We start from the raw sequence: 16280 nt of genomic DNA, 5'->3' as shown, positions 1-16280 counted from the left end.
GCGGAGCGGGAAGTGGTCATGTACGGGTCGGAGGCGGGGCAACAATATGGGCATGAGTCAGCAGGGGTGGTCGCGTGGCCCGAATCCCGGCCAACAGGACGACTGGTGGAGCCAGTTGTACGACCCGGGATCCCCCGACACGGGCCGCGGAGGCTCCGGGGACACCCTCGACGACCGGTACGCGTCCGTGCGCCGCACGGTGGGCCCCGCCACCGCCCACGGCGGGACGGGCGCAAGGCGTTCCTCGCGGCCGGACGAGCGCGACACGGAGGGGGAGACGGGCAGGCGGCAGAAGGCCGAAGAGCCCGAGAAGGCCGAAGAGCCGGAGGGGGAGGGGGAGGACGAGCCGGAGCGGGAGGCGGGCAGGCCGGAGGAGTCCGGCCCCGGGCCCGACAGGGGGAAGGACCCCGGACCGGCTCCCGCGAGCGCGGGGGAACCGGGCGGTGAGCGCGGACTTCTGGGAGGCGGACCGCCGGCCGAGGAGCAACCGCCCGGCCCCCGCCCGGCCGGACCGCCGTCGCAGATACCGCCCGCTCAGAACCCTCGTCAAGTGCCCTCCGGCCCGCCGCCGCAACCCGGGGGCCCGCAACCGACGACCGCTGACGTGCCGCCCGCGCCGTCCACGGCCGCCGGCCCGGCGGCCCCCGCCTGGCCGGCCGGGCAGGTCGACGCCCCGGCCGTCGACGAGGGCGGCAGCCCGGGGGAGCCCGGAGCCGCCCTCCGTCCGGAACACGTCGGTGACCGCCCGCCGACCTACGAGGCCGAACCGGCCACCTTCCCCGCCGCCGACCCCTCGTCAGTGGCCGAACTCGTCCCCGACACCGTCCTCGACGGCGCCCACTACGGCGGGCTCACCCTCCGCGCCGCCTCGATACGCGGCGACTCCGCGCGCCACCGGGGCGCCCTGCGCCGCGACGCCCTGCTGACGGCCCGGTTCGGCTCCGGCGAGTCGGCGCTGCTGCTCGTCGCCGTCGCGGCCGGGGGCCGGGCCGCCACCGGCGGGCACCGGGCGGCCCGCGAGATCTGCCACTCCATGGGCGGGGTCGTCGGCCGGAGCCACGCACGTCTGGCCGAGGACATACGCGCGGACCGCCGTGCCGAACTCAAATCGGGTCTTCAGCGGCTGACGGACCGTTGCTACGGCAAGCTGCGCGCCCAGGCCGCCGCCTGGGAGATGCAGCCCGAGGAGTACACGGCGGATCTGCGCTGCATGCTGCTCTCCGCGGACCCCCGGTGCCGCACGCGCGTGTTCTTCGGCGTCGGCGCGGGAGGCCTGTTCCTGCTGCGTGCCGGTGCGTGGCGCGAGATCGAGCCGGGTGCGCGCCCACGGGGCGACAGCCGCCCCCGGGACGCGGGCCCCGGCACGGACACCGCGCTGGACGCGCTCGACCCCTCGGAGCTGGGCGATCCCGCGGCGCTCAGCGTCCCTGTGGGCCGGCAGGGAGGAATCCGGCAGCAGGGGACGGCGGACGGCTTCGGCACCGTCGGCCGAAGCGAGTCGGACCCGCCCACCATGGACCTGGCCTCGGCCGCGGAGCGGGCCCGGCCGAACCTCCCGCCCCCGGCCCGGCCCGATCCCGAACCGTTCCGCTTCTGCGCGACCAGGGCCCGGAGCGGGGACACGCTGCTGCTGTGCAGCCCGGGGCTCGCCGAACCGCTGCGCTCGGAGCCCCCGTTCGCGCGGCGGCTGGCCCGGTCGTGGCACGAGCGGGACGAACCCCCGGGCCTGGCCGCCTTCCTGGCCGACGTCCAGCTCCGTGTACGCGGCTACGCGGAGGACCGCACGGCCGTCGCCGTCTGGGAGGCGTGACCCGCCACGGACCGGGAGCGCCGCGAGGCTCCGCATGACCGAACCGGCACGGACAGAACCGCCGTGGCCCGAACCGGCACGGACAGAACTGGCGCGGCCCGAAGCGGCGAACCGAGGCGGCGCGGACAAAACCGGTGGCCCGAACCTGCGGACCGAACCTGCGGACCGAACCGGCCGCCCGAACCGGCCGCCCGAACCGCCGCGGTCAGCCCGTCCGGCTGCCGCGGACGGAGGGCCGCACACTGCGGAAGGTCAGCCGAACTGCCGCTCGATCTCGGCGAGTTTCTCCTCCAGCGAGTCCAGCCGAGGACCCGCGGTGCCGGCCGCGGGGTCGTCACCCCGTCCGCCCGCGCCCTGTGCGGGCAGCGACGGCACCGCCAGGGACGGGTCCGCGCCCGGTGCCGTGACCTGGGACGGGGTGACCGCGGCCGGGAACTCCGCACCCGTGCGGTCCGGCTTGCGGTGTTCGCGCCGGCCGTGTCCCCTGTGCTGCCTGCCCAGGGCCTTCACCTTGGCCCGGTCGAGTCGCTGCTGTTCCTTCCGGCGGAGACGTTCCTGCTCGTGCCGGCGGCGCTCCTCCCGCACCTCCTCAACCGCTTGGTCCAGCGTCCGTACACCTTCGAGCAGCATCAGCGACCAGGCGCGGAAGGTCTCGCGGGGAGCGCGCAGCCACCGTACGACGCGGATCTGCGGCAACGGCCGTGGAACGAGGCCCTGTTCGCGCAGCGCCGCGCGGCGCGTCTGCTTGAGCGCACGGTCGAAGAGGATCGCGGCGGAGAGCGACATTCCGGCGAAGAACTGGGGCGCGCCGGCATGGCCGGCGCCGCGTGGTGCGTGCACCCAGTTGAACCATGCGGCCGCACCCGCGAACGCCCATACCAGCAGCCGCGATCCGAGCGACGCGTCGCCGTGGCTCGCCTCCCGCACGGCGATGACGGCGGAGAACATCGCCGCCCCGTCCAGCCCGAACGGGACGAGGTACTCCCAGCCGCCGGACAGCCGCAAGTTCTGCCGCCCGAAGCCGACGAGGCCGTGGAAGGAGAGCGCCGCGGCCACCGCGGCGCAGCAGAACAGCAGCAGATAGGCAGCCGTCGCGTAGACGGTCTCCTTGCGGCGGCGGCGCTGTTCCATCTGCTCCCAGGAGTCGGCGTATGCACTGTCGCCGCTGTCGTTCCTGTCCGCCCGTCTTCCGCGTGCCATCAGCACGACCGCCGCCAGGGCCCCGGCGAGCAGGACCGCGCCCGCCACCACCCCGCTCAGCGGTAGATCCGTCATTGTCATCCGATGCCCCTCGCCGCCCGTCGGCCGCCGTTGCTCCGGCCTGGTCCGCTCTGACGCGAGGCATCCTGGCGCAGGGGGCCGCCGGTCAAGGGGAATTCGGCACAACTTGACGCCAACGGGGGTCAGCGGGTGCCGAGTTGGGCGTTTGCGGTCGAACTCCTCAGCGAGTCGCGGACAGCCGCGCGATGCGTTCGGCGTCGCACGTGCGGGGGCACGTCACACAGGTGTCCTCGGGGCGCAGCGTGTAGTAGAGACAGCAGCTGGCCCTGTCGCGGGTGGACAGCAACTCGCCGTCCTTTCCGCTCAGTTGACGGAATCCCGCGGGGACGGCGTACGGAAGGACGCCGCCGGGCAGCAGCAGGCCCGCTTCGTGCACGGCCCGCTTCTCCTCGCCGAGAAGGTGCCCGAGATACCAGAGGCCCTCGGTGATCTCGTCCGTCGCCAGACCCCACAGGGCTCTGGGGCCCCGCCGTATGCGGGGGCGGAAGGCGTCGAGCACCGGCGTGAGGTGTTCCGCGAGTGCGGCCCGGACCTCGGCGCGCAGCGCCTCCTCGTCCGGGACGACGCGTGCGCCCGGAGACGACGCGGCCGCATCGTCCGGGAGGCACGCGAACTCCTCGACGCGCACCGCCAGTTCGCCGAACGTACGGCTGCACGCCACCGCCTCGACCGGCACCCGGGGGACCCGCCGGTGCAGGAACCACGGGATGGTGACGAGCAGACACAGCGGCCACGCGTACCGGTGCAGACCGAAGGTCGCGGCGACGTCGGGGCGAGGCCGGCGACCGTGGTCGCGAAGAGCCTGCTCGGCGTCCTGGGCGATGAAGTCGTCGAGAACGGGCCCGCCTTCTGCAAGCCGGGTGGCGAGGAGCCAGTCGGGGCCCGCAGGAAGAGCCTCGCCGGGTGCCGCCTCATGCACGCGCAGCCCCTGGAACACCTCGGTCAGCCGGGTGTACGCCGCGGTGAGCGGCGAGATGCGGGCGGGCTCTGTGGGGGCGGGGGCGAGCGTGGGCACAGCCATGGGCGGACCACCGATCGACGAACATCAGCAGGTTAGCCTTACCTTAGCCGATGTCGCGAAGGTTTGATCTCGCGCCGGGTCCGCCTATGGTTCACAGCGAGACCTGGAGGGCACATGGAGCAGACCGCAGCGGATGCGCCCGTACCCGCGGGAGATGCCGCACTCCAACCCCAACGCCCCCCTCTTCCGGCCCCGGCCGGACAGCAGCACCCGGCGGGGGCCGGTGACCAGGGGGCACGGGGCGAGCATGTGCACAGCGAGCCGGCGCCGCCGGCGACGGGCGCCGTCACGCCCGGTGAACCGGAGGGGTCCGGTGCGGCCGGGCAGGTCCCGGAGTCCCGGCTGCCCGGCGGGCGCCCGTCCCGCTTCCGGCGTGCCCGCCCCGTGAAGCAGCCCGAGCGGTACTCCGTGCGCGCGCAGGTGCTCAAGGCCCTGCGCGAGGCCCTGCTTTCCGGGGAACTCGCCCCCGGCGAGGTCTACTCGGCGCCGGGGCTCGCGGAACGGCTCGGCGTCTCGGCGACGCCCGTACGGGAGGCGATGCAGCGCCTGGCGTGCGAGGGAGCCGTCGAGACCGTGCCCAACCGCGGCTTCCGGGTGGCGGTGTGCAGCGACCGGGACGTGGCCGAACTCGCCGAGATACGGGCCCTGTTGGAGATCCCGTCGGTGTTGGACACGGCCCGGGGGATGCCTCCCGAGTGCTGGGAGAGCCTCCGTCCGTACGCCGACGAAGCCCTGACGGTCGCCCGGCGCGGCGACCGGGCCGCCTATGCCGATGCGGACTGCGCCTTCCACTGCGCGCTGCTGGAACTGACCGGCAACCGCCAACTCGTCGCCGTGGCCGCCGACATACAGCGCCGGGCCCAGCGCCGCCCGGCCCCCGCCGCCCGTTCACTGCGCGCCGAGGAACTGCTCCGGGACGCCTCCGACCACATGGTTCTGCTGGACGCGCTGTGCGACCGGGACCTCGCCGCGGTCGAACATCTCATGCGCGCACACGTGACCGCCTGACGGAGACGCGTTCGGCCGGGCCGTCCCGCGAGGCACCGGCGCCCGCTTCGTGTCGCGTCAGTGCCCGTGCGGGGAGGGCGTGTTCAACCCACGGGCGGGTCCAACCACGGGCGGGTCCAACCTCGTTCAGGCCGGAGGTACCGGGGGAACCGGCGGAACGGACGGAAGCTGTCCGGCCAGCCATGTCGGAACGCCGCCGAGCAGCCGGAAGAGACGTCCGGCCTCCGCGCGCAGCCGCGTCGCCTCCGGTTCCGGCTCCACCTCCGCCAGCGCCGTGAGCGCCGGCGCCATGCCGACCAGGAAGCCCAACTCCTCACGCAGCCGCAGCGATTCGGTGAAACCGTGCCGCGCCTCGGCCACTTCGCCCTCCCGCAGCGCGAGCCCGGCCAGATGCCGCCAGGTGAAGGAGCACAGCAGCAGGTCGTCGAGGGCGGCCGCCGCGGCGTGCGCACGCCGGTACGCGGCCAGTGCCGACTGCGGTGTGTCACTGAGGTGTTCGGCGAGCAGCCCGCGCCGGTAGTCCAGCATGGCCCGTCCGCGTGCGGTCGGAGGCAGCAGAGCCGCGGCCCTGCCCAGCGCTGCGCGCGCCTCGTCCGAGCGGTCGCGGACACCCAGAACCGTTGCCGTGTAGGCGAGTTGGCCCCGTTCGCACGCGGCGGCACCGCGCTCCTCGTCGTCCTGGGCGAGCGCCTCCGCCGCCCGCAGCGCCGACTCCGCCGCGTCCCAGCCGACGCTGGTGAACATGCACGCTTCCACCAGGAGCGCCGCCCGTCGCAGCGAGGCCGCCGTGTCCGTCGCCGCGTACGGCTCCAGGAGTGCGGCCGCGTCCTCCCAGCAGCCGCGTGAGCGCAACCGCCACACCGCCCCGTCCACCGGCGAGACCCTGCCCGGCCCTTCCGGCGGTGCGCCAGCACCGAAGACCGGAGACGGTTCGCCGCCCTCGGTCTCCAGCCGTACCGAACGTGACATGGCGGTTTCCGCCACAGTTGCCCTCCCAAGCGCACCGTTGAGCTTCGAGCCGGATGTGAGCGCATCTCAGCACGGAGTGCGGGACCCGGCCAAGGGTTTACTGTGAATCAGTTCACAAAGTTTTACTCGGTGCCCCTGATTGCCAACCGCGGGGCCACCGGAGCCCGCCATTTACGTATTCTTCCGGGCCCGCTTGGCCTCCTGCTTGAACGCCCGGACCTGATCCAGCGTCTCCGGTCCCGTGATGTCGGCGGCCGAGCGGTGTGCGTCGGCGTCGCCGTACGGGCCTGCGGCCTCGCGCCAGCCCTCGGGGGTCACGCCCATCTGCTTGCCCAGCAGGGCGAGGAGGATCTGGGACTTCTGCTTGCCGTAGCCGGGCAGGGCGTTGAGGCGCTTGAGCACTTCGGCGCCGGTGGGCACGTCGCGCCACACCGCGCTCGCGTCGCCGTCGTAGTGGTCGACGAGGTACTGGCACAGCTGCTGGACACGTCCGGCCATCGAGCCGGGGTAACGGTGCACGGCCGGCTTCTGCGACAACAGCGCCGCGAACTCCTCCGGGTCGTGCGCGGCGATCGCGTGCGCGTCCAGGTCGTCCCCGCCCATGCGCCGGGCGATGGTGTACGGCCCCGTGAACGCCCACTCCATCGGCACCTGCTGGTCGAGCAGCATGCCGGTCATGACCGCGAGGGGGCTGCGGCTGAGCAGCTCGTCGGCTTCGGGCTGCTGTGCGAGGCGAAGGGTGATGTCCATGGCCCGATGATCGCGCTCCCGTGGCGGTATCGCACATGCTTCGCCCGGTTGGCCCAGAGTCTCCTGTACGTACCGGTCCCCTCGCGGAGACCCTTGGACGGGTGCACGGGGCACCAGGCCGATACCGAGGGGAGGCCCGTGGACGGTGAGCACCGGATGCCCGGGGACGGCGGTCCGGAGAATGGCAGCCGAGGCAGTAACGGTGGCAGTGGCAGGGCTGTGGCAGTGGGGATGCTCGTACTGACCGTGCTCACCGTCGTGATGGCGGCGGCCGCGGCCTGGCGGCTGCTGCTGACGTAGGAGTGGGGTGCGGCCCGCCGCGGCGTGGCGACGGCGCTTCCGCGGGTCCTGCCGCACCTTCCCGGTGCCGCTGTACACCAAGATCACGCTGCTCTAATCTTGGGCGCCTGCCCGGTGGTTGACGCTTCGTTCGGGAGGTTCGCGTGGTTCCGGAGCAGCAGGACGCGGGTGCCTCCACGCCCACCTCCTCGCCGGGCGGCGAGAGGACTTCCGTCGTCATCGTCGGCGCCGGGCCCGCGGGGCTCACTCTCGCGAATCTGCTCCACGCCGAGGGCGTCCCCTGCGTGCTGCTGGAGGCCGAGAGCCGGGAGTTGATCGAGGCGCTGCCGCGGGCGGGCTTCCTGGAGGAGTGGGCCGTACGGGCCTTGGAGCGGCGAGGCCTGGCCGGGCCAGGTCTGCTCGGGGCGGAGGCGCAGGGCGACTGCGAGTTCAGGATGGACGGGACGCGCCACGTCTTCCGCTACGGGGAGCTCTCCGGAAACCGCCACATCGTCTACCCGCAGCAGTTCCTCGTGACCGACCTGGTGCGTGCCTTCGCCGACGAGGCGGGCGGCGACGTACGGTTCGGCGCCGGGGACGTCGAGGTGCACGGCATACGCACCGACCGTCCCTCCGTCTCGTACACCGATGCGGAGACCGGGCAACAGCGCACCGTGGCCTGCGACTTCGTCGCCGGCTGCGACGGCGCCCGGGGCTCCTCGCGGGCTGCGATACCGGAGGGCGGCGTCGAGATCTTCCGGCACGATCTGGGAGTGGGCTGGCTGGCGCTGCTGGCCGAGGCGCCGCCGTCCGCGGAAAGGGTCGTCTTCGGGCTCCACCCGCAGGGGTTCGCGGCGCACATGGCCCGCGGACCGCAGGTCACCCGCTACTACCTGGAGTGCCCGCCGGGGGACTCCCCGGACAACTGGCCGCACGAGCGCGTCTGGAGCGAACTGCGCACCCGGCTCGGCGCACGGGACGCTCCGCCGCTCAACGAGGGGGAAGTGGTCGAGCGCCGCGTGCTCGACATGCACAACTACGTCGTGGAACCCATGACTTACGGCCGGCTGCATCTCGCCGGTGACGCCGCGCACCTCGTGGCGCCCGTGGCGGCGAAGGGCATGAATCTCGCGCTGAACGACGCGCTGCTGCTGGCCGACGCCTTCCGCGCGTACTACCGGGAGGGCGACGAGAGCGGCCTGGAAGGCTACTCCGACGCCTGCCTGAGGCGGGTGTGGCAGTACCAGGACTTCAACCGGTGGGTCTCGGAGATCGTGCACGGCCCGTCCTCCGGCGACCCGTTCAAGGCCGGGACGGCGGCGGCCAGGCTGCGGCGCATGACGCGGTCCGCGAAGGCGGGCCGCGCCGTCGCCGGGCTCTACATCGGCAGCGACGCCGACCACTGAGGGGCTGTCCCCGACGGCCCTCCGCCGCGGTGGACGCGGTCGCCCCGGAACGGCAGCCGCGGGGCCCTTCGGCGCAGATGCGCCGGGACCGGACCGCAGCACGGCCGATGACGGTCGCAGCCCGGATTCCGGGACCGGCTCACCCGACGAACGAGGCGTAGCGTGGAGATATGGGAGCAGATCTCTCACCCCGCCTCGCCGAGATCGTGGACGCACTGCCGCTCACGCCGCAGATGCGAGTGCTGGAGATCGGGTGCGGACCGGGAGCGGCCGCGCGTGCCGTGGCCGCACGGTTGACCTGCGGGCACATCCTGGCGATCGACCGTTCCGCCAAGGCGATCGGCCAGGCCGAGGCGGCCTCGGCCCAGGAGATCGCCTCCGGCCGTATGACCGTCCGGCAGGTCGCGGCGGAGGACTTTGTGCGGGAGCCCGGCGAGGCCCCCTTCGACATCGTCTTCGCGGTACGTGTGGGCGCACTCGACGGCCGCCATCCGGCGGCGGGGCGACGGGCGCTGGAACGCATCGCCGCCGCTTTGGCGCCGGACGGGCGCCTGTTCATCGACGGCGGGCAGCCGTTGCGGGAGATCCCGGTGACGCCCCGGCAGTAAGCAGGGGCGGGAGCGAGTGCCGGGGCGCCGGGGCCACGCCGTTGCGCCGTTGCAGCCGTGTCGGCGTGCCCGAGGGCGCCTATGGCTCGCCGCAGCGGACCCGGACCGCCCGTCCGTCAGTCGCGGGGGAAGTTCTCCGTCGAGAGCGTCAGGCCCACCCACGTGTCGGACAGGTCGATCTCCTCTCCGAAGTCGACGGAGAGGTCCCGGCCGTATTCGCCGTCCTTCGGGTGCGTGAAGAGGCGGCACCGGCCGATGTAGGGGTCGACGATCAGATACGCGGGCACGCCCGACGAGGCATAGGTCGCCAGCTTGGGCCCGTAGTCGTTCGCAGCGGTCGACTTGGAGATGACCTCCATCACGAACTCGACGTCGTGGGGTGAGAAGAGGCCCCGGGCGTCCCGAGCGGCTCCGTCAGTGATCTTCACGAGGTCGGGGGCGAAGCCGTTGAGGTGGCCCGGGAAGTCGATGCGGACATCCGACCCGGTCACGATTCCCATGCCGAGATGGTCTTCCAGTTGCCGCACTACCCAGCGGATGATTTCCCAGTGCGTCCAGCGCTGTGGCGACATGTGCACGGACCCCTCGACGATCTCGACCTTGTAGCCCTCGGGGACGGGCATCCGCTCCAGTCGCTCGAACAGTTCGTCCAAGGTGAGCTCGTCGGGCTCTGTCATCTCGATCCTGTCGGTCATGACGGTCACGGTGACGCTCCTCCCCGCCGCGCCGGATCGCGCAGCCGCGCGGTACAACGATACGCACGGTTCGGAGGTTACGGACGGCTCGTCCCAGTGCCGGGCGCCGCCGAACACTCAACTCAGCCGCAGCGCAAGGAAGAAGTCGAGCCGGTCCTCCAGGCGGGACAGGTCGCGGCCGGTGAGCTGTTCTATTCGGCTCATGCGGTAGCGGAGGGTGTTGACGTGCAGGTGGAGCCCGTCGGCGCAGCGCGTCCAGGAGCCGTCGGCGTCGAGGAACGCGGCGAGGGTGGGGAGCAGTTCGGCGCGGTGGCGGCGGTCGTAGTCGCGCAGCGGTGCAAGGAGGCGTGCCGTGAAGGCGCGGCGCACGTCGTCGGGGACGAAGGGGAGGAGGAGCACGTGCGACGCGAGTTCCTGGTGTCCGGCCGCGCACACCCGTCCCTCGCGCGCGGCGGCGACGCGCCGTGCGTGCCGGGCCTCTTCGAGCGCGCCGTGCAGCCCGTCGGCTGAGTGCACGGTCGCGCTGACGCCGAAGGTGAGCCGTTCGCCGTCGCCCAGTCCCTGTTCGAGGGGTTCGCGGATCGCGGCGAGCAGGGTCTCCGCGTCGAGGCCCTGCCCGGCGGAGTGGGGCCGGTCCGGGCTCTGCGGTGTACGCGGCTGCGGCGTCTCGCCGTCGTCGGCCGTCTCGCGGGCGGACGCGAGCGCGGGCAGCGGCACCAGGGCGACGGCCTCCTCGCCGGTGTGGGCGACAGCGGTGCGGTCGGCCGTCTCCGCGCCGGTGACACGGGGGTCGAGAAGGATCTCCTCCAGCAGCGAGCGGCATGTCCGGCCGTCCCCGTGGCGCGGGCCCTCCAGACGCGCCGCGACGACCTGCCAGTGCGGGGCGCCGCCCAGGCCCGGCAGCAGCACCGGGGCGGCGACGCGCAGGCGTGCGGCGATCTCGGCGGGCGGTGCTCCGGCGTGCAGGAGCTCCAGCACTTCGGTGGCCAGACGGCGGCGGACCGTACGGGCCGCGTCGCGGCGTTCACGTTCGACGGCGATCAGCTGCGTCACGCCGTGCAGGAGGTCGAGCCGTTCGTCGGGCCAGTCGGCCGCGTCGTCGTCAACGGCGAGGAACCAGTCGGCCAGACCGGGGGGTTCGTGCGGTGCGGGCTCGCCCGCGGGACGTGGCGGCGGGCCGGTGCCCTGGACGGGGAAGAGCGAGTACGTCGTGCCGGCCGCGCTGACACGGTGCGGGCGGAGGCCGGGCCGCCTCCCTCGTGCGGCGGTCAGGTGCGCGGCCGCCAGGCGGGAGCGGACCTGCGGTGGCAGGGGGCGCCGGCGCGGACCGCCGCCGGTCCCGCAGTTCTCGGAGCCGCTGCCGCCCGGGCCCGCCACCGTGCGGCCCGTCACGGACAGCACCCACGCCCGCAGGTCCAGGTCCGAGCCGAGCAGGTCGAGTACGACGTCGGGGCCGCCTCCCGACGGGCCGGACGACATCATCCGGCGGTGGCGTTCCACCACGGCGGCCAGGTCACCGGCCCGTTCCGTGGAGACCTGCCGAAGTACGTGTTCGGTGACGGTCGCGAATGCCACGTCCTCCGTCACCGCGAACAGCGGCAGCCCCTGCTCGGCGCAGGCCGTCACCAGGGCCTTCGGGACGTGGCCCATTTCGGCCTCGCCTGCCGCGAGCCCGGCGACTCCGGCCGCGACGAGGATGCGGACGAAGGGCGCGGCGTCCTGCGGCGCCCGGTACCAGGCGAGGCCCGTCAGGACCAGCTCGTCCCCCGACAGGTAGCGGCCGGGGTCGCGCAGGTCGGTGGTCATGACGCCGCCGACCGTCCGGTCCAGCTGATCCTCCCCGTTGAGGAGGCGCAGGCCGAGAGAGCCCGTGTCCAGAAGTGCGCGCAGGCGCATGGTTGTTCGCCCCGTTCTGTGGATGTCGGTCTTGGCTCCGCACAGGTACCGGCCCGATCCGGCCGCGGCCCCGGGAGCGAAAGAGGCGGTGCGGGGCGGTGCTGGAGCCGGGTGCCGGTCCGATCCGTGCGATGCCGCGAGCAGCGTGCTCCACGGTGTTCGTACGAATCTACAAGACGGCGGACGCGACCGGGCGGGAGCTTCATGGTTTCCGTGACTGCCCGCGGCAGGGCAGGCATCGGTGTACTGAACCGGAATCGCCCGCACGGCACGTGCGCCGGCGAGCCGAGCACGTCGGAAACTCCCGCGTACGTCAGCGACCCGAAGCGAACAGCGAATAGAGAAGAGCCCATGGACTTCCTGCGTCCCGCCCGGTGGGAGGAGGCGCTCGCCGCGAAGGCCGAGCACCCGGCCGCCGTGCCCATCGCGGGCGGCACCGACGTCATGGTCGAGATCAACTTCGACCAGCGCCGTCCCGCACAGCTGCTGGACCTGAACCGCGTCACCGAGCTGCACGAATGGGAGACGGGGGAGGAGGACGTGGCCCTCGGAGCGTGCGTCCCCTACGCGCGGATCATCGAGAACCTCCGGCGTGAGCTGCCGGGGCTGGCGCTGGCTGCGCACACGGTCGGCTCCCCGCAGATCCGCAACCGGGGCAGCGTCGGCGGCAACCTCGGCGCCGCGTCCCCCGCCGGCGACTCGCACCCCCCGCTGCTCACGGCGGGCGCGGAGATCGAGGCCGAGTCCGTGCGCGGTTCGCGGCGCATCCCCGTCGAGGAGTTCTTCACCGGCGTCAAGCGCAACGTGCTCGCCGACGACGAACTGATCAAGCGGGTGCACATCAAGAAGGCGGGCGGACCGCAGCAGTTCTCCAAGATCGGAACCCGCAACGCCATGGTCATCGCCGTGTGCGGCTTCTCCGTCGCACTGCACCCCGAGCGGCGCGAGGTGCGGGCCGCGGTCGGCTCCGCGGCGCCCACCCCGTTCCGCGCGTCGGCGGCCGAGGACTTCCTGAACGCCGCCATGGCGGACGAAGGGCTGTGGGAGAGCGGCAAGGCCCTTCCGCCGTCGGTGGCGCGGCGGTTCGCCGAGCTGTGCTCCGGGGCGTGCAACCCCATCGACGACGTGCGCGGCAGCGCCGCATACCGCCGGCATGCCGTGGGTGTGATGGCCCGCCGGACGCTCGGCTGGGTCTGGGACAGCTACCGGGGAAGCGGCGCGGGCGGCGCCGGAACCGACGAAGGAGGCGCCCGATGCGCGTGACATTCACGGTCAACGGCCGGCGGCACGAGGCCGACGACGTGTGGGAGGGCGAGTCGCTGCTGTACGTCCTGCGCGAGCGCATGGGCCTGCCCGGCTCCAAGAACGCCTGCGAACAGGGCGAATGCGGTTCCTGCACGGTGCGGCTGGACGGGGAGTCCGTGTGCGCCTGCCTGGTGGCCGCGGGACAGGTCGAGGGCCGGGACGTCGTGACCGTCGAGGGGCTCGCCGATTACGCACGGATGCGCACGGAGGCCGCCTCCGCACCGGCGGCGGATCCCTCGTCCTCATCGTCCGGCCCGTCCTCGGTGCCCGGGCCCACGTCCGCCGCCGACGAGCAGCGCTGGCAGGCCATGCCCCCCTCGGAGGCGGGCGTGCGCCTCTCGCCCGTGCAGCAGGCGTTCATCGACGCGGGCGCCGTCCAGTGCGGCTTCTGCACGCCAGGACTGCTCGTCGCCGCCGACGAACTGATCGAGCACAACGCGCGGCCCTCCGACGCGGACATCCGCGAGGCCCTGTCGGGGAACCTGTGCCGCTGCACGGGCTACGAGAAGATCCTCGACGCCGTGCGACTGGCGGCCGCGCGCACGGACCACGCGGAAGGAGCCGACCGGGGCCCCGGAACGGGCCCCGCGCAGGGAGAGGTGGTCTGACGATGGCAGGCGCGAACCCCACCCGCATCCCCACCGCCCTCACCCAGGGCAGCGCCACCAGGGGCGGCATCGGCGAGTCCACGCTGCGTCCCGACGGGACGCTGAAGGTCACCGGCGAGTTCGCCTACTCCTCCGACCTGTGGCACGAGGACATGCTGTGGGGCTGCACGCTGCGCAGCCCGTACTCGCACGCCGAGATCCGCTCCGTCGACGTCTCGGAGGCGCTGAAGCTTCCCGGCGTCCACAGCGTGATGACGCACGACGACCTGCCCGCCATGACGCACTTCGGCCTGGAGATCAAGGACCAGCCGGTGCTGGCGAAGGACCGCGTGCGCTACCACGGCGAGGCCGTCGCGATCGTCGCCGCCGACCATCCGGAGACCGCCCGCCGCGCCGCGGCGAAGATCCGCGTCGAGTACGCCGAACTGCCGCCCGTGCACGACGAGGAGAGCGCCACCGGGGCCGGCGCCCCGGTGCTGCATCCCGGACGCGACGACCACCACGCGCCGCACGTGAAGCACCCCAACATCGTTCACCGGCAGCCCATCGTGCGCGGCGACGTGACGGCCGCGAAGGCGAAGGCCGATGTCGTCGTGCGCGGCGACTACGAAGTCGGCATGCAGGACCAGGCGTTCCTCGGCCCCGAGTCGGGTCTCGCCGTGCCGGCGGAGGACGGCGGCGTCGACCTGTACATCGCGACGCAGTGGCTGCACGTGGACCGCGACCAGCTCGCGCCCGTCCTCGGACTGCCGCACGACAAGGTGCGGTTGACGCTCTCCGGGGTCGGCGGCGCGTTCGGCGCGCGCGAGGACCTGTCGATGCAGGCGCACGCATGCCTGCTGGCGATGGCCAGCGGCAGGCCCGTCAAGATCGTCTACAACCGCTACGAGTCGTTCTTCGGGCACGTCCACCGCCATCCCGCCAGACTCACCTACGAGCACGGCGCCGACAGCGACGGCAAGCTGCTCTACGTGAAGTGCCGCATCGTGCTGGACGGCGGCGCGTACGCCTCGTCCTCGCCCGCCGTCGTCGGCAATGCCGCGTCGCTCGGCGTCGGACCGTACGAGGTGGACAACGTCGACGTCGAGGCGCTCGCTCTCTACACCAACAACCCGCCGTGCGGCGCCATGCGCGGCTTCGGCGCCGTGCAGGCCTGCTTCGCCTACGAGGCGCAGATGGACCGCCTCGCCGCCGAACTCGGCATGGACCCGGTCGAGTTGAGGCAGCGCAACGCGATGTCGCAGGGTTCGCTGCTGCCGACGGGACAGCAGGTCGACGCCCCCGCCCCGGTCGCGGAGATCCTCCGCCGCGTCAAGGCGATGCCGATGCCGCCGGAGCGCCAGTGGGAGACCTCCGCGGCGCCGGGCGGCGGCACAGGTGTGGACGTACGGGCCCTGCCGGGCGGCCTGTCCAACACCACGCACGGCGAGGGTGTGGTGCGCGGCGTCGGGTACGCCGTAGGCATCAAGAACGTCGGCTTCTCGGAAGGTTTCGACGACTACTCGACGGCCCGCGTCCGCCTCGAAGTCGTGGGCGGGGAGCCCGTCGCCGTCGTGCACACCGCGATGGCCGAGGTGGGTCAGGGCGGCGTCACCGTGCACGCGCAGATCGCCCGCACCGAACTGGGCGTCTCGGGCGTGAGCATCCTGCCCGCCGACACCCAGGTCGGCTCCGCCGGTTCGACGTCCGCGTCGCGTCAGACCTACATGACGGGCGGCGCGGTGAAGCAGGCGTGCGAGGCCGTGCGCGAGCGGGTTCTCCGGCTCGGCAGGGAGAAGTTCGCCGACGGGCATCCCGCGTGGGCGGCCGGCGGTGAACTCCTGCTGGAGGGCGGCAAGGTCGTCACAGGAGGGGGCGAGGTCCTCGCGGCGCTCGCCGACGTCCTCGGTGACGAAGTCGTCGAGGAGGAACTGGAGTTCAGGCACCGGCCGACCGAGCCGTTCGACCTGAGGACCGGCCAGGGCTTCGGCCACGTCCAGTACTCCTTCGCCGCGCACCGCGCCGTCGTCGAGGTCGACACCGAACTGGGCCTGGTGAAGGTCGTCGAACTCGCCTGCGCACAGGACGTCGGGAAGGCCATCAACCCGCTCTCGACCGTCGGCCAGATCCAGGGAGGCACCACGCAGGGCCTGGGCCTGGCCGTCATGGAGGAGATCCTCGTCGATCCCGGCGGCAAGGTACGCAACCCCTCCTTCACCGACTATCTGATCCCCACCATCCTGGACACCCCGACCATCCCCGTGGATGTCCTGGAACTCGCCGACGAGCACGCCCCGTACGGGCTGCGCGGTGTCGGCGAGGCGCCGACGCTCTCCTCCACCCCGGCAGTCGTCGCCGCCATCCGCGACGCGACCGGTCTCGCCCTGAACAGGGTCCCGGTGCGTCCCGAACATCTGACAGACACGCAAGCGATCTAGGGCCTGACCGGCCGATCTTCGCGGGCTCGCGACGCCCGGCACCGCACCTCGCTGCGTTGTCGGGATCGCCCGAATACGCCCAGTATGAGGACGACCCTCCGCCTTGCGATGCACGGCGCCGGACGCCGCTCGCTGATCCACGAAGATCCGCCGGACAGCCCCCAGCGCCGGGCCGGTGCGGAACCCCCGCACCGGCCGCAGGCACCTTCCGTACCGTCTCGGGCCGT

Annotated in this window: 14 protein-coding genes; 8 read left to right on the top strand and 6 right to left on the bottom strand. The window is 73.0% G+C overall.

The annotated features are described in order from the left end of the window. The first annotated feature begins 52 nt into the window (after positions 1 to 52). Positions 53 to 1810 (top strand): protein phosphatase 2C domain-containing protein, encoded by a 1758-nt coding sequence (locus H180DRAFT_RS18620; RefSeq protein ID WP_107097694.1) that lies wholly within the window; start codon positions 53 to 55, stop codon positions 1808 to 1810. A 252-nt stretch (positions 1811 to 2062) separates the two neighbouring features. Here the strand turns inward: H180DRAFT_RS18620 and H180DRAFT_RS18615 are convergent, their stop codons facing one another. Then, complete coding sequence (locus tag H180DRAFT_RS18615; RefSeq protein WP_055487213.1) at positions 2063 to 3091, bottom strand: DUF2637 domain-containing protein; 1029 nt, start codon at positions 3089 to 3091, stop codon at positions 2063 to 2065. 160 nt (positions 3092 to 3251) lie between these two features. Beyond that, positions 3252 to 4112: a (2Fe-2S)-binding protein gene (locus H180DRAFT_RS18610; RefSeq protein ID WP_055487212.1), complete on the bottom strand. Its 861-nt coding sequence runs from the start codon at positions 4110 to 4112 to the stop codon at positions 3252 to 3254. A 114-nt stretch (positions 4113 to 4226) separates the two neighbouring features. Between H180DRAFT_RS18610 and H180DRAFT_RS18605 the strand changes: the two genes are divergently transcribed. Beyond that, positions 4227 to 5120: a GntR family transcriptional regulator gene (locus tag H180DRAFT_RS18605; protein ID WP_055487211.1), complete on the top strand. Its 894-nt coding sequence runs from the start codon at positions 4227 to 4229 to the stop codon at positions 5118 to 5120. A 126-nt stretch (positions 5121 to 5246) separates the two neighbouring features. Here the strand turns inward: H180DRAFT_RS18605 and H180DRAFT_RS18600 are convergent, their stop codons facing one another. Next, positions 5247 to 6089, bottom strand: a complete 843-nt coding sequence (locus tag H180DRAFT_RS18600; RefSeq protein ID WP_254666076.1) for a hypothetical protein — start codon at positions 6087 to 6089, stop codon at positions 5247 to 5249. A 171-nt stretch (positions 6090 to 6260) separates the two neighbouring features. Continuing rightward, positions 6261 to 6839, bottom strand: coding sequence for an HhH-GPD-type base excision DNA repair protein (locus tag H180DRAFT_RS18595; RefSeq protein WP_055487210.1), 579 nt, complete (start codon positions 6837 to 6839; stop codon positions 6261 to 6263). A 138-nt stretch (positions 6840 to 6977) separates the two neighbouring features. Between H180DRAFT_RS18595 and H180DRAFT_RS29895 the strand changes: the two genes are divergently transcribed. The 3 genes from H180DRAFT_RS29895 to H180DRAFT_RS18585 all read left to right on the top strand — a co-directional run bounded on the left by H180DRAFT_RS29895 (position 6978) and on the right by H180DRAFT_RS18585 (position 9132). After that, on the top strand, positions 6978 to 7139 hold the full coding sequence (locus H180DRAFT_RS29895) for a hypothetical protein (RefSeq protein WP_159033588.1): 162 nt from the start codon (positions 6978 to 6980) through the stop codon (positions 7137 to 7139). Positions 7140 to 7282: 143 nt separating this feature from the next. Continuing rightward, the gene (locus H180DRAFT_RS18590; protein WP_055487209.1) at positions 7283 to 8524 is read left to right on the top strand and encodes a 4-hydroxybenzoate 3-monooxygenase; all 1242 of its coding nucleotides are present in this window, start codon (positions 7283 to 7285) and stop codon (positions 8522 to 8524) included. Between the two features lie 170 nt (positions 8525 to 8694). Beyond that, complete coding sequence (locus tag H180DRAFT_RS18585; RefSeq protein WP_055487208.1) at positions 8695 to 9132, top strand: SAM-dependent methyltransferase; 438 nt, start codon at positions 8695 to 8697, stop codon at positions 9130 to 9132. A 116-nt stretch (positions 9133 to 9248) separates the two neighbouring features. Here the strand turns inward: H180DRAFT_RS18585 and H180DRAFT_RS18580 are convergent, their stop codons facing one another. Both H180DRAFT_RS18580 and H180DRAFT_RS18575 read right to left on the bottom strand, forming a co-directional pair. Further along, complete coding sequence (locus H180DRAFT_RS18580) at positions 9249 to 9827, bottom strand: Uma2 family endonuclease (RefSeq protein WP_079100225.1); 579 nt, start codon at positions 9825 to 9827, stop codon at positions 9249 to 9251. 117 nt (positions 9828 to 9944) lie between these two features. Continuing rightward, positions 9945 to 11723, bottom strand: coding sequence for a PucR family transcriptional regulator (locus H180DRAFT_RS18575; protein ID WP_055487206.1), 1779 nt, complete (start codon positions 11721 to 11723; stop codon positions 9945 to 9947). 351 nt (positions 11724 to 12074) lie between these two features. On the opposite strand from H180DRAFT_RS18575, the gene H180DRAFT_RS18570 reads away from it, so the two are divergent. From H180DRAFT_RS18570 to pucD, 3 genes are read left to right on the top strand one after another with little or no spacing between them, the layout of a single operon-like run. Then, positions 12075 to 12986, top strand: a complete 912-nt coding sequence (locus H180DRAFT_RS18570; RefSeq protein ID WP_055487205.1) for an FAD binding domain-containing protein — start codon at positions 12075 to 12077, stop codon at positions 12984 to 12986. Continuing rightward, positions 12977 to 13636 (top strand): (2Fe-2S)-binding protein, encoded by a 660-nt coding sequence (locus H180DRAFT_RS18565; protein ID WP_055487204.1) that lies wholly within the window; start codon positions 12977 to 12979, stop codon positions 13634 to 13636. Before H180DRAFT_RS18570 ends, H180DRAFT_RS18565 begins: the two co-directional genes overlap by 10 nt. Positions 13637 to 13638: 2 nt before the next feature. Further along, positions 13639 to 16053, top strand: coding sequence for a xanthine dehydrogenase subunit D (gene pucD, locus H180DRAFT_RS18560; protein WP_055487203.1), 2415 nt, complete (start codon positions 13639 to 13641; stop codon positions 16051 to 16053). Positions 16054 to 16280: the final 227 nt, after the last annotated feature.

Source organism: Streptomyces sp. WMMB 322, from assembly GCF_900090145.1.
Classification (GTDB): domain Bacteria; phylum Actinomycetota; class Actinomycetes; order Streptomycetales; family Streptomycetaceae; genus Streptomyces.
This window is presented reverse-complemented; position numbering and strand designations above follow the sequence as displayed.

Coding starts and splice junctions, on each gene's coding strand:
- H180DRAFT_RS18570 (WP_055487205.1), top strand. CDS start 12,075: ATGGACTTCCTGCGTCCCGCCCGGTGGGAGGAGGCGCTCGCCGCGAAG.
- H180DRAFT_RS18595 (WP_055487210.1), bottom strand. CDS start 6,839: ATGGACATCACCCTTCGCCTCGCACAGCAGCCCGAAGCCGACGAGCTG.
- H180DRAFT_RS18620 (WP_107097694.1), top strand. CDS start 53: ATGAGTCAGCAGGGGTGGTCGCGTGGCCCGAATCCCGGCCAACAGGAC.
- H180DRAFT_RS18615 (WP_055487213.1), bottom strand. CDS start 3,091: ATGACAATGACGGATCTACCGCTGAGCGGGGTGGTGGCGGGCGCGGTC.
- H180DRAFT_RS18575 (WP_055487206.1), bottom strand. CDS start 11,723: ATGCGCCTGCGCGCACTTCTGGACACGGGCTCTCTCGGCCTGCGCCTC.
- H180DRAFT_RS18565 (WP_055487204.1), top strand. CDS start 12,977: ATGCGCGTGACATTCACGGTCAACGGCCGGCGGCACGAGGCCGACGAC.
- pucD (WP_055487203.1), top strand. CDS start 13,639: ATGGCAGGCGCGAACCCCACCCGCATCCCCACCGCCCTCACCCAGGGC.
- H180DRAFT_RS18610 (WP_055487212.1), bottom strand. CDS start 4,112: ATGGCTGTGCCCACGCTCGCCCCCGCCCCCACAGAGCCCGCCCGCATC.
- H180DRAFT_RS18605 (WP_055487211.1), top strand. CDS start 4,227: ATGGAGCAGACCGCAGCGGATGCGCCCGTACCCGCGGGAGATGCCGCA.
- H180DRAFT_RS18585 (WP_055487208.1), top strand. CDS start 8,695: ATGGGAGCAGATCTCTCACCCCGCCTCGCCGAGATCGTGGACGCACTG.
- H180DRAFT_RS18580 (WP_079100225.1), bottom strand. CDS start 9,827: ATGACCGACAGGATCGAGATGACAGAGCCCGACGAGCTCACCTTGGAC.
- H180DRAFT_RS18600 (WP_254666076.1), bottom strand. CDS start 6,089: ATGTCACGTTCGGTACGGCTGGAGACCGAGGGCGGCGAACCGTCTCCG.